The sequence below is a fragment of the Exiguobacterium sp. S3 genome, assembly GCF_018617295.1.
GTDB classification, from domain to species: domain Bacteria; phylum Bacillota; class Bacilli; order Exiguobacteriales; family Exiguobacteriaceae; genus Exiguobacterium; species Exiguobacterium profundum.
On sequence record NZ_JACSJW010000001.1, the window covers coordinates 317,226 to 332,097 of the forward strand.

The following is a 14,872-nucleotide window of genomic DNA, read 5'->3' on the forward strand; positions in this document are numbered from 1 at the left end:
TGTTCTACTCCCTACTTTGTGAGTCTAATCACATTTTCTTGCTATACTTTAGCATATGTTTCAATGTGCGAACGGAGCAGGATTTTAACAACTCGTGAAGAATTCAGTAACAATGTATGACTTTTCATCAAAGGAGTGGATCATGTTGTCAAAGACAGCTTTAATCACCGGCGCCTCGATGGGCATCGGTCTAGACTTGGCCGTACTCGCCGCTCGCGACGGCTACGACTGTATTTTAGTATCTCGGAACGAACCACGATTGCATGAACTAAAAAAAGTACTTGAGACACGTTATCGCATCAACGTACATGTCTTTGCTCTAGATTTGGCAAAACATGGCGCAGCAGTCCGATTGACGACGATGATTGCCGAAGCTGGCCTCACTGTCGACTTTTTAATTAACAATGCCGGGTTTGGCACGTCCGGCGCGTTCGCCGACCTTGATGCTGAGACGGAAGCCGACGAGGTCCGATTGAACGTCAATACGTTGACCGAACTGACGAAAGCCTATTTGCCTGGCATGCTCGAACGTGACCACGGATATGTGTTGAACGTTGCATCCGTCGCTGCCTTCCAACCTGGTCCATATATGGCCGTCTATTACGCGACGAAAGCCTATGTCCTCTCATTCACTGAAGCGATTCATGCCGAGGTGAAAGGTAGTGGCGTGCATGTGAGTGTGTTATGCCCTGGCCCGACGGATACGAACTTCTTTAATCGTGCCGGGAGTGAATTGTCATTCTCGAAAATGCCATCTCATCTCGTCGCCTTCTTCGGATACAAAGGGGTGATGAATAACAAGCGTGTGGTCATCCCTGGACTCTCTAATCAGTTATTGGTCGGGGTCGCCAAATTGATGCCACGAGCTCTCAGTCTCGAAGTATTACGTCGCGTCCAAAAACCGGCTGATGGAACACCTGCTGAATCGACTACATGAAAAAGGAGCGACCGCATCGGGTCGCTCCTTTTATGGTTCAGAGTGTAAGCGAGAGACGTTCACAAGCCGGTGTAGAAATACACCTGCCGGAATCATAGTCATCAGCGCTGTAGCGATGACGACTCCCCACGCCATGACGGCATCGAGCGTCAGGTCTCCTGACGTGAGCTGGTCCATGATGCTCAGTTGTTCCACGGAAAGCACAATCATGAGTGCTGGCCACACGCTCGCCGCAAGGATGCTGATCATGGCAAAACGGGCTCTCGTGTAACGTTTTGCCAATAGAATCAGGTTTAACAAGATAAACAATAGTCCTACGAGTAGAAACATGCCGACTTCTGTGAGATTGATATATGCACCCATCCGTCGTTCACCTCACTCAAAATGATATGACTATTGTATGTTTACCCGAGCTGACGAAGGAATATGCGCTCGAACAAGGGACGGATTAAAAAGAGGAAAACGACATTCGATAGCCCATGTGCCAAGTCAAACGGGACGCTGAGTAGAAGTAGCTTCCAATAATCAGCTCCAATCACTTCGAAGAACGCTAGATTGGTCGTCCATCCATATATAAATCCGGACAAAAAACCAAACAGAAGAAAAAGGATGTTCGACTTCATCCATAACGGTCTAAAACTGCTGACGAGCGTTACGATAAGGAGCCAGCCTAAAAATTGATAGAAGACGAACGGTCCGATCCCGAGCAACAGACCTGACAAGATGGGTACGAAGAGCGCAAGGACCGCCGCAGCATTCAATCCAATACATAGTGCCGTCAGCATCAAAATGGCTGTCGTCGGTTGTACGTTCGGAATCGTCATGAAAAGCCAGCGACCGATGACTGCGAGTGCCAAGAGCTGCACGAGCGGTTGAACCGGGAGATCGGATTTCTCAAATCGATACAGGACCAGGATGGCAATCAGAATGGCGAGGACGTATGTGACCATAGCGTACTCCGTTCTTGAAAGAGTGACCGTTCTCCTTGAAAGACCACGCGACCACTCGCAAGGTAAATCACGTCCGTCGCTTGGTCGACTAACGCCAAATCATGTGTCGCACAAAGCACACGTGCTGATTCGGACTTTTTCAAGAGCGCTTCAAGGAACGCCGTACGTTCCCCATTCGTTAAATCCACCGTCGGTTCATCGAGCAAAAGGACGCTTGCCGAGTCGTTCAGGACGGCTTGTAGTTGAGCGATCCTCCGGTTCGATTCTTGCGGAAACGGACCGTATTCCGTTTCGGCAGGAAGATAAGCAGCTCGCTCCCCCCGCTTCACCCGTCCACGAAGAGGGCGTCTGCTCCTTGCTAAAAGTTCGAGCAACGTCGATTTTCCACTTCCGTTCGTCCCAATACAGACGGTGAGGCCCGGTTCATTCATTTGGACCGTCACTTCTTCAATGGCATAAGTCGCCTGAAGCGGATGACGATAGGATACATCGGTCGCTTCAATTCTTGGTATCGTCTCCGATTGTCGGAAAGTGATTTTCATGTCTTCAGACGATTCTTGCGCCCGTTCCGTATAACCAATCCGAACACCGAGACCGGAAGTACGACGAAGTAGCATCTCTAGATGTTCTCTACGGAATTGATCGAGGTAGCGGAACGGTTCGATAAGTACAATTGCTTCGGGCTGATCTAATAGAGCATAAGCGACTTGTACAATCTGTTGCTCACCGCTTGAACAGGCGTCAAACGCTTTTGGATACAGGGCATCGATTTGTAAGAGTGAGGCGAGTTCCGCCCCCCGAAGCGAATCAACACGGGATAATAAATGACCAACTTTTCCTGAGAATGGTTGATTCATTCTGATGACTCGAGGACGATACCGCTCGATATATGCCTCGAGCGACCCGTCAACGGTAGAAAGCCATTGCATCACGAACACCTCCTTTTGTGACGTATGGATAGATGAGCCATGGGATGATGGTCCACTCGAGTGATACGTAGCCAATCAAGCCAATCATAAAGAGTTGGAGAACATCCTCAAATCGGAAGCGACGCATCGGCTCGACCGCAAATCGTGGCTCATGCCTTTGGCTATTAATGCCAATCTCGATTGCTTCTTGCCAGGCTCCTTTCGGGTGACTTCTGAGCGACTGACGTACCGCTCGTTCCATCGAAGGAATAAGTGCCCACGCCCCGTACAAGAGGGAAGTTGAACGGGGCCATTTATAGAGAAGTGGGAGCAATCGTTCCAATCGAACAATCCGAGAAATCCAAAGCATGCCAAGTAAGAAAGTAGCCAACTTCAATAGCTGACGCCATATGTAAGTGAGCGATAACTCCCATCCGAACAATGCAGGGAAGACCGAGACAACAGCAAACGCAATCAATACGATGAGCATCGTCCATGGAAACCGACGTTCAAGCATGAGCAAAAGGACAAGGCCGATGACAAATACTGTGACATCATAGATATACGTCAGAATGAATAGATGACTAAATAGAAAGAAAAGGAGCGTGACAGGATGTCGCCGCTCCCAATCTGCCTCATTCGAAGAAAGCAATCGCATCTTCTTCAAACCGCCACTGAATGACATCCCTCGATTCTACTTCTTTAGCACCGGCCCCTTCATCTCCGGGCGCGCCATTAAAAGCAAATACCCAGCCTGACGATTGTCCTTCAGATTTTTCTTCGATGCCTTCGATTGCCGTCACGTACGACATGTCTCCGCTTCCTGTCACTTCGAGGTCAAGCCCTGTCGCTTTCAATGCGTCGAGCACGGTCGCATCCTCTTCCAAACAGACGCTCTTCTCTTGATAGAGTGTCTCTTCCGTCGCCGCATTGTATACGGAAATGGTCGGACTTACATCGCACGCCTCTTGTTGGGCTTCTTCTCCGCCACATCCGACAAGAAGTGCGGTCGTTAATAGTGAAATACTCAAATACGGTTTGATCATTCTGTCAAATCCTCTCGTTGATGTATCGAATAATTATATAGTATCGCAAAACGTTCGCCTGAACTTCGTCCTTCCCGTGTCAGTCCGACGAGTTGGATGCTGTTTGCGAGGACTGGTTCGCGCTGGAGCCAGAACTTGACCAGTTCATTGTCCCGATTGATCATGAGCATCGATTCGTTTTCGAACGTGTACATGTCATACAGCCCATCATAGGAAAGTTGTAACACTGGGGCAGAAACGACGTCAGTATATTCATCCCATGAAGGACCTCGTAACGTCGACAGCATGTGGTCGAATTCGACAAGCTTTTCAAAAAAGGCCTGTCCAGATTCTTTACGCAGTTCATCGACTTGTTCATACGAAAGTTGTCCTGAGCCGTATGTTACACGGATCTGTTGGAACGATTCGGCTCGTTCCACCATGAGTAAGTACTCAATGGATTGAACGTTCCCTTCTCGGTCGATCTGTAGTTTCCCACGATCTAATTTAATCGATTCACTATTGATTCGTTGTAACAATTTTTCGGTCATGTCATCAAACGATTCATCCGTGACCGAAACGGCGCCGATTTGTTGCGATTCGGAACGAAACCCGGATTGATCGAATAACGGGACAAAAAGCAAGACAAGAAAAAAGAAGAACCCTAACAGTGCCCCATACCATTTATACCGGCTGTTCTGTTTCGGAAAGAACAAAAAAGACAATAGAAAGCCAATCGGAATGTGAAAACCGCCGATGGGGAAAGACACGATTCCAAGCAGTGAATAAAATAAGAACTTTGGAAAAAAGTTCGCTTCCGACTCTTTTAATTGATTCAATCGAATCCCTAATAGAACGCTGATTACTAAAAAGGCTGCCCATACATAGAGTTGAATGGTCACATCACTCCCCCACTGTATATTCTAAAAAGTCCGTCGCAACGAGACTCGATGGAAAATCCGACACAACTTCTTGAACAAATTCTTCCTCTCGTCCGACATAGCGTGCTGAGATGTGTGTCACAATCAGCTTGCCGACGGCGCACGCATTCGCTAGAGCGGTCGCTTCACGTGTCGTCGAGTGACCATACTTCCGAGCGAGCTCTTGTTCCGCCTCCATAAACGTCGCCTCGTGAACGAGGAGGTCTGCTCCATCCGCCAACTTCTGCGCGTTCTCACACGGGATTGTATCTCCTAAAATCGCTACGATTTTTCCCGGAATCGGTTCAGTGACGTATTCTTTAGAGTCATACCATTTTCCTTCAAATTCAAATCGGTCTGATTCTTTGATGGTTCGATAAATCGGTCCACTTGGAATACCGAGTTCTCTTACAAGATCGACGCGTAGCATGCCCGGTTTTTCTGGACCATCGATTCGGAAACCGAATGAAGGGAACCGATGCTCTAATTTTCGCACAGTGACGAGATGGTCGTCTTGTATGAATGTGTCCCCGTCCGAGTACTCGATCACGGTCAGCTCGTATCCTAGATGTGAGCCTGTGACACGCAAAGTAGCTTCAAGCCATTTTTTCAATCCTTTTGGTCCATAGACGGTCAAGGGGGCGGTTCCATCGAGTGCCGAACGAGTCGATAAGAATCCAGGCAATCCGAATACATGGTCACCATGAAGATGCGTCACCCATACCGCTGTCACTTTTCTCGGTTTGATTTTCGTATAGAGCATTTGGTGTTGCGTGCCCTCGCCACAATCAATCAGCCAGGTCACGTTCGATAAATCGAGAGCTAGCCCCGATACGTTGCGCTGTTTCGAAGGCATCCCCGACCCAGTTCCTAAAAACTGTAACTTCATAAATATTTAATTCCTTTCTTCAAGCCGTTCCATGCTATACTTGACGTAATCGCTGAAAAGGATGTGATTTGTGATGACCAAGGCAGAACAACCCGAATCGATTTATGAGACGATTCGAGAACGCGCAGCTTTGATGAATCGCTTGCACCAACAGGAACAAGGCACCTCTATCCGCATTCACGACATAGCGATCGAACTTCATTGCACAGACGAGTTGATTTTAGAATCACTGGAGTTCGCAGCATAACGAGTACGAACACATACGAAGAGCCGACGAATGGTCGGCTCTTTTTTATTGCTTAGGTGATGCGACTTCTTCAACGATTGTCACGACATATTCGACGAGTTTATACAACTCTTCAAGTGGCATCCGTTCGTTCGTCGTATGAATCTCTTCATAGCCTACAGCCAAGTTGACTGTCGGGATTCCGCCACCTGCGATCACGTTGGCATCCGACCCTCCACCTGAATGGAGGATTCGTGTCGGGCGTCCGATTGTCTGGGCCGCACGTTTCGCAACTTCAACGACTTCGTCGCCTTCTTCAAATTTGAATCCAGGATACATGATGTCGATGTCCACTTCGGCACGACCACCGAACGACTCAGCGACCTCGATGTACGCTTGTTTCATCGTTTCCGCCTGTTTCTCCATCTTCTCATGGATGAGGGAACGGGCCTCAGCAAGAACTTCGACATAGTCACACACGATGTTTGTCGCGCGACCCCCTTCGAAACGTCCGATGTTGGCTGTCGTCTCTTCATCGATACGACCGAGCGGCATCTTCGCGATGGCTTTCGCTGCGATTTGAATCGCCGAGATTCCTTTTTCAGGTGCGACACCAGCATGAGCCGTCTTCCCGTAAATCTTCGCGTTCACTTTTGCTTGAGTCGGAGCGGCGACAATGATGTCTCCAACTGGTCCATCCGAATCAAGGGCAAAACCGAACTTCGCATCGATTTTCGATAAATCCAATACTTTCGCACCGACGAGACCTGATTCTTCCCCGACCGTGATCACGAACTGGATTTGACCATGTGGAATTTGTTTTTCTTTCAATACACGCACGAGTTCGATCATCGCAGTGAGGCCGGTCTTGTCGTCTGCTCCGAGAATCGTCGTACCATCCGTGACGACATATCCGTCTTTGATGCTCGTCTTGATTCCTTTACCTGGAGTGACCGTATCCATGTGAGCCGTAAAGTAAATCGGATCAACATTTTCTTTCGTTGCAGGCAACGTGATGATCAAGTTGTTACCAGAGTGTGCCGTCTTCGTTGATGCGTCGTCCTCGTAGACGTCGCAGCCAAGCTCTGTGAATACACCTTTCAAATGTTCACAGATGACCGCTTCTTCCTTCGTTTCTGAATCGATGCCGACCAATCCTAAAAATGTGTCGAGCACGCGTGTCTCGTTTACCATAAACAACATCCCTCCATCCAAACATTTCTTGACCATTATATCAAACTCCCCTGGATTGCACGAATCTTTTCCATTCTGTACAATGATGGCAAACACGTATATGGAGGCAGACCATGAAGAAAAAACAGAAAAGACGACAACGCATCATTCAAATCGGCGTCGTCGTCATCGTCTCAATCTTTTTAATCAGCACGTTTCTCTCGAGCATGACCATGTTCTTTTAAGAGCAAGATGTATCGCTCTTTCAAGATCAAGTAACTTTTTACATCTGATAAAATATTTAATAAGGATGAGCGTACCTCGAATTCCTCACGCGTCGTGGGGAGAGGTACGTTTTTTCGATAATGCTCAATCATCTCTTCTAGCTCCTGTAAAAAGACAGAGGCATCGGCCTGCTCGTTCACATGGTCCCCGACTCGACGTAAAAACGTCGCGACCGGTTTCGCTTCATTGACGACCATCGTGATTTCTCTGGCGTTATCAGCGACTCGTTTGAGAATATCATACTGTCGTTCACGCATTCGGAAATATAGATAGTCCATGTCCTCGTTTCGCTTTCCGATTGAGTTCCCCATACGGCGAAGAGCCAAATCTTTCCCCTCTTTCAGATAGTCCCGCGTCTTGATGAGCATCATCGAGTGATTGTTATAGACGCCCGTCTCGACACATGCCGCAACGTCATAAAACAGAACAGCAAGCGAACGGTCGATATTCTCTTTAATCCGTTCAATCTCACGGTCAAGCGTCGGCATATACATGTTGACGACGAGCCCGACACCGACACCGATTGCAATGAGCAATAGCTCATTGATAAATAACTCGAGTGAAAACTGTGCTTCGGTGTAGAGGTGGGTCAAGATGACGACACTTGTAATGAGCCCATCTTGCAGTTTCAATTGTTGTACGAGTGGAATGAAAATGACAAAATAAAGTGTGAGCGTCACCGGTGAATAGCCGAGTAGCGTGAACATCGCCGCACCCATTCCGATGGCGAGAAGACTTGCCATGACTCGTTCATAGGAGGCGCGAATCGATTTTTTACGCGTCTCTTGAATACTTAAAATGGCGATAATGGCTGCAAATACAAAATAATCGAGATGAATTGTTTCGGAAATGAGCATCGCGATACCTGCTGCGACCGCGGTCTTTAACGTCCGCGTTCCAATTTTCATACTAATTTCCCCCTTCTCCATCAAATTGTTGACTAAATCAACTCGTTTGGCAATTCAAAAGTTTGGAAGTGATTTGATTGAAACGAAAGAAAAGACTTAAGGTTTGGCCGATGATTGCGACACTTAGTCTCGCCATCGCAGCCTTTTTATGGATTCAATCTTCCCGTGAAGACACCTATACCGTCGAAACGGTGACGAATGGCGACCGTGTCACGAGGTCGTTCGAATCTCTCGCAGAAGCAAAACGATACATGACGGCCGGTAAGAACCGGACATTGTTCTCCCCCTCTGGAGAAGTACTCGATTTTACAGGTACCGGAGTCGTCGTCACTCCGAGTGATGCTATCACAAACTTATATAAAGATGCATCATTTAAAACACGACAATCCTATGTCGCTGGTGGCACGAGACTTCAACTAATTGAACGCGGAGACGATCATCTTAAAGTACGTATCTCCGGGGCGGATGTGTATGTCAAACCGGATCAAATGGCGTTATTTCCTGAAGCAGTTGTGAAGAGACGTGGATTTTACGAGATTCGAGAAGGTGACGTCTACCATACGGTGGAAGCGAACGCCAATCTCGCCGGTACGTTCCTTGTAGGTCCGACAGAAAAAAACTCGGATGACCGTTTTTACACAGAACGTGTCCAAGACGTCTTCGATTCTCCTTATCAATTTGCATCGATTCGCACGTCATCCCCATATTCGGCTGACGAGTTTGATCAATATTTAAAATCCATCGATTCACCACTCGCTGGGGAAGGCAAGTCCTTTAAACGGGCAGAAGATACGTATAACATCAATGCCTTATTCCTGCTGGCGGTTGCCGGGCATGAGTCCCGATTTGGAACGTCCGATATCGCTCGAGACAAGCGGAACCTATTTGGGTTCCGCGCGACAGATGACGACCCGAGCGGGAATGCGACATCCTTTAAAACAATTGACGCCAGCGTACAAGCTGCTGCTGAATTGTTTGCGACTAAATATGTCACAGGGCCGTACGCTCGTGGCGATTATCCCGGGAACAAGCAGGAAGGCATCAATATCTTCTATGCATCCGATCCATACTGGGGCGAGAAAGTTGCTGGTACAATGTACACGATTGACCGTGAACTCGGTTTGAAGTACTTGAAAAAAATTCAATGAAAAGCAGCCCGGCTTATACGAGTCGGGCTGCTTGACGTCTGTATACGTTTCAGGACGAAGAAATGATTCAACATGAATCAATATCTTATTAGAGGATTTTCGCATCGCAAGACGAATACTATAAATGAACGACCATTCATTTCTGAGGGGGAATTAAGATGAAAACGATTTGGATTACCGGGGGATCGTCCGGCATGGGGAAAGCGATGGCATTAAAATTTAAACAGGAAGGATGGAACGTCGCTATCAGCGGTCGAAACGAGGAACGACTACTAGAAGCGATGAACGAATTGAATTCAATCGACGCGGGTCAGGCGATGAGTGTGCAACATGACGTTCGTGACTATGAAGGATGCGCGAAAGCACTGGCTGACATCGTATCCGCTTATGGACCTGTACACGCACTCGTCAACAATGCTGCCGGGAATTTTGTGTGTCCGACCCTTGATTTATCTCCTAATGGTTGGGCAAGTGTCATCGACATCGTCTTGAACGGGACATTCAACTGCACCCATGTTCTCGGGAAACATTGGGAAGCAGATGAAATCCGTGGCGGCTCCATCATTAATATGGTCGCCTCATATGCATGGCAGGCAGGACCTGGTGTCGCACCGAGTGCGGCAGCGAAAGCAGGCGTCTTGAACTTGACGCGAACGCTCGCAGTTGAATGGGGCTATCAATTCGGCGCTCGCGTCAATGCCATCAGTCCCGGACCGATTGAACGGACCGGCGGTGCTGAAAAGCTCGTATCCCATGTGAAGGAAGTGGAGCGCATTCGCCGTAACGTCCCGCTCGGACGTTTTGGGACACCTGAAGAAATCGCGGACCTCGCTTACTGGATGGCATCAGACGAAATGCGCTATTTGAACGGAGATTGTATTTCATTAGACGGTGGACATTGGCTCAACAAACATCCATTCTAACCTAGAAAAAGGGACGACCGAAATCAATCGGTCGTCCCTTTCATGTATCCATCCCGTCCCATTCTTCATGAAACTGGTTGTAGAACCTTTCCATGAAGACATGACGTGAATGTGCCAAGCGTTTCGCTTCTTTCGTATGCATCATCGACGCTAACTTCAATAACTTATCTTGAAAATGTTGAATCGCACTATCCTCTGACAAATCAAGAGGTGTACCGCGAGAACCCGCGAATTGGAACGTTCGCGCAATACCGATGGCCCCAATCGCATCAAGGCGGTCGGCATCTTGTAGGATTTCACTTTCCCGAGTCGTTGGTGTCATGCCTTTTGAAAAAGAAACCTCATCAATCAACGCTTCCACGAAACTCGCTCGCTCCTCTGTGATGTCAAGAGAAGCCAAATGTTGTTTGACGAGCCCTTTTGGACGACCGAGCTTATGGTCTTCGACGTCATGTAAATAAGCGGCTAGCAGAAGTCCCGTTCGATCGACCGGTTCATTTTCCATCAAGCGCTTTACGAGTCGAACGACCCGCTCGATGTGGGCAATATCATGACCCGTCTGATCATTTGCATGAATCGTTTCGACGAACTTTCTCGTCGCTTGTATCACGTCCACACTCAAATCTCGATCGTCGTATTCGGTTCAATCAAGAGACCTCGACGGTGCAATTGGTCACAAAATGCCTGAGCATCTTGTTTAATCGGCGGGAACGTATCAAAGTGAATCGGAACGACACGTTTCGCTTGTAGCCACTGCGCCGCATCTAATGCGTCTGTCGGTCCCATCGTGAAGTTGTCTCCGATCGGAAGGAAAGCGACATCGATTTCAAAACGTTCTCCGTACATCTTCATATCTGAGAAGAGACTCGTGTCTCCAGCGTGGTAGACCGTCAGTTCGTTCGTCTCGATGATGAATCCGGCAGGCATCCCCATATAGACCGGTGTATCCCCCATGTCAAAGCTCGAACTGTGGAACGCTTGCGTCATCGTGACGCGTCCGAACGGAAAGGCATGACCTCCCCCGATGTTCATCCCGTGAACAGAGAAGCCTTTTTTCTCGTAATACGTTGCGAGTTCATGTGTCGCCACAATCGTCGCACCCGACGATTTCGCAATCAATTCGACATCCTCGATATGATCGAAATGAGCATGTGTGAGCAACAAATAGTCTGGGCGTAGCGTGGATGGATCCACGTCTGTATGCGGGTTGCTCGTCAAAAACGGATCAATCAACACATTTACACCATCAATTTCAAACCCTACCGTCGCATGTCCGTAGTACGTGATGTTCATTTGCTTTCATCCTTCCCATGTGAAATCAGATTACAACACTTTCTCCAAGAAACGTTTCGCCCGGTCTGTTTGCGGGTTTAATAACAGGTCAGCCGGTTTTCCTTCTTCCATCAGGATGCCTTCGTCGAGGAAGAGGACACGGTCTGCCACTTCACGGGCAAAGCCCATCTCGTGTGTGACGACGACCATCGTCATTCCCGTTTCGGCCAATCCTTTCATAACATCAAGTACTTCATTGACCATCTCCGGGTCAAGTGCCGATGTCGGTTCATCGAATAACATGACGTTCGGTTCCATCGCCAAGGCACGCGCAATGGCGACACGTTGTTTTTGTCCACCTGAAAGTTGGCTCGGATAGGCGTCGATTTTCTCAGAGAGGCCGACACGTTCCAGTAATTTCTTCGCACGTTCTAGCGCTTCCGTCTTGCTGACTTTCAAGACGTTGATCGGTGCATACGTCAAATTGTCCAATACGCTCATATGAGGGAACAAGTTGAACTGTTGGAATACCATCCCAATGTTTTGACGCGCCTTCGCGACGTTCGCTCCTTTTTTCGTGAGCTCGAATCCGTCGACACTGACCGTACCGCTCGTTGGAATCTCAAGCATGTTCAAGCAGCGTAGAAATGTCGATTTACCAGACCCGGACGGTCCGATGACAGCAACCACTTCACCACGCTCGATCGTCGTCGTGATTCCTTTTAACACTTCTAAGTCACCAAATTGTTTGTGTAGGTCTTTTACTTCGATCATCTTCCATCACTCTTTCTTAACCGTTTTTCTAGACGTTGTCCAAGATACGTCAAGATCATCACTATCGTAAAGTATATCACACCGGCGAAAAGAAGCGGTTCGAAGTAGATTGCCTTCTGCCCACCGACGATTTGCGCACGACGCATGATATCGAGCACCCCGACCGTCGAGACGAGGGCAGACTCTTTCGTTAATGTGATCATCTCGTTCACAAGAGCAGGCAAGATGTTCTTGAACGCCTGTGGCAAGATGATGGAACGTAACTGTTTGACATACGGGACACCAAGAGCATCCGAAGCCTCCCACTGTCCTTTATCTACTGCTTGGATACCCGCTCGAATAATCTCTGAAATATACGCCCCAGAGTTGAGCGAGAAGGCGATGACCGCTGACTGGTACGGTGTCGTGATATATCCCGTCAGTTGCGGCAATCCGAAGTGGATGATGGCGAGTTGCAAAATGAGTGGTGTCCCACGGAACACCGCCGTATAAGCATGTCCGATAAAGTTAATCAGACGATTTGGGACAATTTTTAATGTAGCGACAACAATCCCAAGTGAGATCCCAATCAATGCCGAGACGATCACCACTTGGAACATGACTGGAATCCCCTCAAGTATATAAGGGATCGAATCATAAATCCGGCTAAAATCCATAGTGAGTTCCTCCTAAAAAAGGGCTGACCGATTCATCTTCAGTCAGCCTCGTACGAATCATTATTCGGCTGGCGCAGCCTCTTCTTCAAACCACTTCTGTGCTAACTCTTCGATTTCTCCACTGTCGATCATCTTCTTCAATTCTTCATTGAATTGATCGCGGAGATCATCATCTTTACGGAAGGCAGCAGCAGAACCTGCTTCTTCTTCGTCCACAATTTCAAATGTCGTCAATTCACTATCTTGCTCGAGGTATTTTTTCGCTACCGTATCTTCGATGACCATCGCGTCAATACGTCCTGTCTTGATTTCTTGAATGATCTCAGGAATCTTGTTCAATGAAACAATCTCAGCATCTGTGATTTGATCTTGTGCAATCCCTTCTTGAATCGAACCGAGCTGGACTCCGATCTTTTTCCCTTTCAAGTCTTCAAGTGATTGAAGCGAATCATCTTTTGACAAGATCAAGTTCACCGCTGTGAAATAAATATCTGAGAAATCGGCATTTTCTTTACGCTCTTCTGTCGGAGTCATCCCCGCCATGACGAAGTCGACTCGACCTGCATTGAGGGCTCCAAGTAAGCTTCCGAAATCCATATCTTCAATTTTCAATTCATATCCCATGTTCTCTGCCACTTTTTTGGCGATATCGATATCAAATCCGACAATCTCGTCACCATTCGCTGTATCGACGAACTCATATGGGAAGTAATCGGCACTTGTACCCATGACGATGACTTTGTCATCCTCACCATCGGTCGATGTCGATCCTCCTTCGTTCACGTCTGCCCCACACGCGACTGAGAACGCGGCCAGTCCTGCTAAACATAATGCTAGAAAACCTTTTTTCATCTTCATCTCCCTTTCGTAGTTGAATGATAATTATCAGAACTTTTAAAAAAATTATGACATATGTGTGAACGTAGCTCAACTGTTCTATGACACATCAGTTGTCCGACTTGTGTCTTCAACCACTATATACACATAATTATTACTTGTAAAGTATATTCATGCAAATTATACAAAAAAGAAGGTCACATTCGCTCGAAAGCGAAATATGTGACCGTTCCATTGTCGCGTGACCCATACGGTTGCACCTGTTTGACCGAAGTCATCGGGATGGCACTATACACATGTGGATAACGTTCTCCATCCTCATCCAACTCATAATGTAGCAGCTGACCAAGTCGGTTGACGTGTAACGATACGAGAACGACTGCTTCACCCGAATACGACTTTTTGACGACCTTTCCAATCTGTTGCGGCGTACAACATTTAATCGTCCCTTCCGATTGAAGTGACGGCTCATTGATCTCACCGCGTGACAGGGCAATCATATACTCTGCCTCCGTCATGATTTTGATGACTGGTTCCATATACCCTGCCCCTTTTCACAAAAGCGCAAAGGCAGTGCCTTTGCGCCGATGCTTGATTATGCGAAGTAGATGTCGAACAATGTTTGCAATTGGTCGACGAGCTCTTCAGCAGTCGATGACTCGATTTCACTACGCTCTACCATCGTCACGATGTTGCCATCTTCAAGAAGTGCGATTGACGGTGAAGACGGTGCATATCCTTCAAAATACTCACGTGCACGATCTGTCGCTTCACGGTCTTGACCAGCAAACACGGTCACGAAATGGTCAGGCTTCACACCTTCCATCTTGTTGACGTATGCGGCAGCTGGACGAGCAATCCCGCCTGCACACCCACAAACCGAGTTGACGAGGACGAGTGTCTTCCCTTCTTTTTTCAGTGCTCCGTCTACTTCTTCCGGTGTCGTGAGCTCTGTGTATCCTGCAGCACGTACTTCGTTACGCGCTTGTTCGACTACATCTTGAAAATATAATTGAAAATCCATGTTGTTTCCCCTTTCGA

Annotated in this window: 20 protein-coding genes; 4 read left to right on the top strand and 16 right to left on the bottom strand. The window is 47.8% G+C overall.

Annotated features, from left to right (window positions below; genetic code table 11):
- Window positions 1-142 precede the first annotated feature (142 nt).
- Complete coding sequence (locus tag KNO65_RS01705; RefSeq protein ID WP_159562440.1) at window positions 143-937, top strand: SDR family NAD(P)-dependent oxidoreductase; 795 nt, start codon at window positions 143-145, stop codon at window positions 935-937.
- A 30-nt stretch (window positions 938-967) separates the two neighbouring features.
- On the opposite strand, the gene KNO65_RS01710 is transcribed toward KNO65_RS01705, so the two are convergent.
- Genes KNO65_RS01710 through rnz form a run of 7 tightly spaced genes read right to left on the bottom strand, consistent with a single transcriptional unit; the run spans window position 968 to window position 5,629 of the window.
- On the bottom strand, window positions 968-1,300 hold the full coding sequence (locus KNO65_RS01710) for a hypothetical protein (RefSeq protein ID WP_196430840.1): 333 nt from the start codon (window positions 1,298-1,300) through the stop codon (window positions 968-970).
- Window positions 1,301-1,341: 41 nt separating this feature from the next.
- Complete coding sequence (locus KNO65_RS01715) at window positions 1,342-1,887, bottom strand: hypothetical protein (RefSeq protein ID WP_214781408.1); 546 nt, start codon at window positions 1,885-1,887, stop codon at window positions 1,342-1,344.
- A complete protein-coding gene (locus KNO65_RS01720; RefSeq protein ID WP_214781410.1) occupies window positions 1,860-2,816 on the bottom strand; it encodes an ATP-binding cassette domain-containing protein in 957 nt (318 codons plus the stop codon). The genes KNO65_RS01715 and KNO65_RS01720 overlap by 28 nt, the downstream gene beginning before the upstream one ends.
- Entirely contained in the window at window positions 2,794-3,480 is a 687-nt protein-coding gene (locus KNO65_RS01725; RefSeq protein ID WP_251131626.1) for a hypothetical protein, read from the bottom strand. Before KNO65_RS01725 ends, KNO65_RS01720 begins: the two co-directional genes overlap by 23 nt.
- Window positions 3,431-3,841: a DUF4430 domain-containing protein gene (locus tag KNO65_RS01730; protein WP_214781412.1), complete on the bottom strand. Its 411-nt coding sequence runs from the start codon at window positions 3,839-3,841 to the stop codon at window positions 3,431-3,433. Before KNO65_RS01730 ends, KNO65_RS01725 begins: the two co-directional genes overlap by 50 nt.
- Complete coding sequence (locus KNO65_RS01735) at window positions 3,838-4,722, bottom strand: hypothetical protein (protein ID WP_214781414.1); 885 nt, start codon at window positions 4,720-4,722, stop codon at window positions 3,838-3,840. Before KNO65_RS01735 ends, KNO65_RS01730 begins: the two co-directional genes overlap by 4 nt.
- Before the next feature lies 1 nt (window position 4,723).
- The gene (gene rnz, locus KNO65_RS01740) at window positions 4,724-5,629 is read right to left on the bottom strand and encodes a ribonuclease Z (RefSeq protein WP_214781416.1); all 906 of its coding nucleotides are present in this window, start codon (window positions 5,627-5,629) and stop codon (window positions 4,724-4,726) included.
- A 73-nt stretch (window positions 5,630-5,702) separates the two neighbouring features.
- Here rnz and KNO65_RS01745 point away from each other — a divergent pair, with 73 nt between their 5' ends.
- The gene (locus tag KNO65_RS01745) at window positions 5,703-5,876 is read left to right on the top strand and encodes a hypothetical protein (RefSeq protein ID WP_012726540.1); all 174 of its coding nucleotides are present in this window, start codon (window positions 5,703-5,705) and stop codon (window positions 5,874-5,876) included.
- 45 nt (window positions 5,877-5,921) lie between these two features.
- On the opposite strand, the gene KNO65_RS01750 is transcribed toward KNO65_RS01745, so the two are convergent.
- Both KNO65_RS01750 and KNO65_RS01755 read right to left on the bottom strand, forming a co-directional pair.
- Window positions 5,922-7,049 (bottom strand): M20/M25/M40 family metallo-hydrolase, encoded by a 1,128-nt coding sequence (locus KNO65_RS01750; protein ID WP_012726541.1) that lies wholly within the window; start codon window positions 7,047-7,049, stop codon window positions 5,922-5,924.
- A 182-nt stretch (window positions 7,050-7,231) separates the two neighbouring features.
- Window positions 7,232-8,221 carry an aromatic acid exporter family protein gene (locus KNO65_RS01755; RefSeq protein WP_031423375.1) on the bottom strand — a complete coding sequence of 330 codons (990 nt, stop codon included), beginning with the start codon at window positions 8,219-8,221 and terminating at the stop codon, window positions 7,232-7,234.
- A 77-nt stretch (window positions 8,222-8,298) separates the two neighbouring features.
- On the opposite strand from KNO65_RS01755, the gene KNO65_RS01760 reads away from it, so the two are divergent.
- Both KNO65_RS01760 and fadH read left to right on the top strand, forming a co-directional pair.
- Window positions 8,299-9,369 carry an N-acetylglucosaminidase gene (locus tag KNO65_RS01760; protein WP_251131627.1) on the top strand — a complete coding sequence of 357 codons (1,071 nt, stop codon included), beginning with the start codon at window positions 8,299-8,301 and terminating at the stop codon, window positions 9,367-9,369.
- 158 nt (window positions 9,370-9,527) lie between these two features.
- A complete protein-coding gene (gene fadH / locus KNO65_RS01765) occupies window positions 9,528-10,292 on the top strand; it encodes a 2,4-dienoyl-CoA reductase (RefSeq protein WP_214781419.1) in 765 nt (254 codons plus the stop codon).
- Between the two features lie 40 nt (window positions 10,293-10,332).
- On the opposite strand, the gene KNO65_RS01770 is transcribed toward fadH, so the two are convergent.
- The 7 genes from KNO65_RS01770 to KNO65_RS01800 all read right to left on the bottom strand — a co-directional run bounded on the left by KNO65_RS01770 (window position 10,333) and on the right by KNO65_RS01800 (window position 14,855).
- Window positions 10,333-10,908, bottom strand: a complete 576-nt coding sequence (locus KNO65_RS01770; RefSeq protein ID WP_214781421.1) for an HD domain-containing protein — start codon at window positions 10,906-10,908, stop codon at window positions 10,333-10,335.
- A gap of 2 nt (window positions 10,909-10,910) precedes the next feature.
- A complete protein-coding gene (locus KNO65_RS01775; protein ID WP_214781423.1) occupies window positions 10,911-11,585 on the bottom strand; it encodes a metal-dependent hydrolase in 675 nt (224 codons plus the stop codon).
- 30 nt (window positions 11,586-11,615) lie between these two features.
- Window positions 11,616-12,338: an amino acid ABC transporter ATP-binding protein gene (locus tag KNO65_RS01780; RefSeq protein WP_012726547.1), complete on the bottom strand. Its 723-nt coding sequence runs from the start codon at window positions 12,336-12,338 to the stop codon at window positions 11,616-11,618.
- Window positions 12,335-12,994, bottom strand: coding sequence for an amino acid ABC transporter permease (locus KNO65_RS01785; RefSeq protein WP_012726548.1), 660 nt, complete (start codon window positions 12,992-12,994; stop codon window positions 12,335-12,337). The genes KNO65_RS01780 and KNO65_RS01785 overlap by 4 nt, the downstream gene beginning before the upstream one ends.
- 60 nt (window positions 12,995-13,054) lie before the next feature.
- A complete protein-coding gene (locus KNO65_RS01790) occupies window positions 13,055-13,846 on the bottom strand; it encodes a transporter substrate-binding domain-containing protein (protein ID WP_214781425.1) in 792 nt (263 codons plus the stop codon).
- Between the two features lie 182 nt (window positions 13,847-14,028).
- Entirely contained in the window at window positions 14,029-14,370 is a 342-nt protein-coding gene (locus KNO65_RS01795; protein WP_074036735.1) for a DUF952 domain-containing protein, read from the bottom strand.
- 56 nt (window positions 14,371-14,426) lie between these two features.
- Window positions 14,427-14,855: a BrxA/BrxB family bacilliredoxin gene (locus KNO65_RS01800; protein WP_012726551.1), complete on the bottom strand. Its 429-nt coding sequence runs from the start codon at window positions 14,853-14,855 to the stop codon at window positions 14,427-14,429.
- Between the last annotated feature and the right edge of the window lie 17 nt (window positions 14,856-14,872).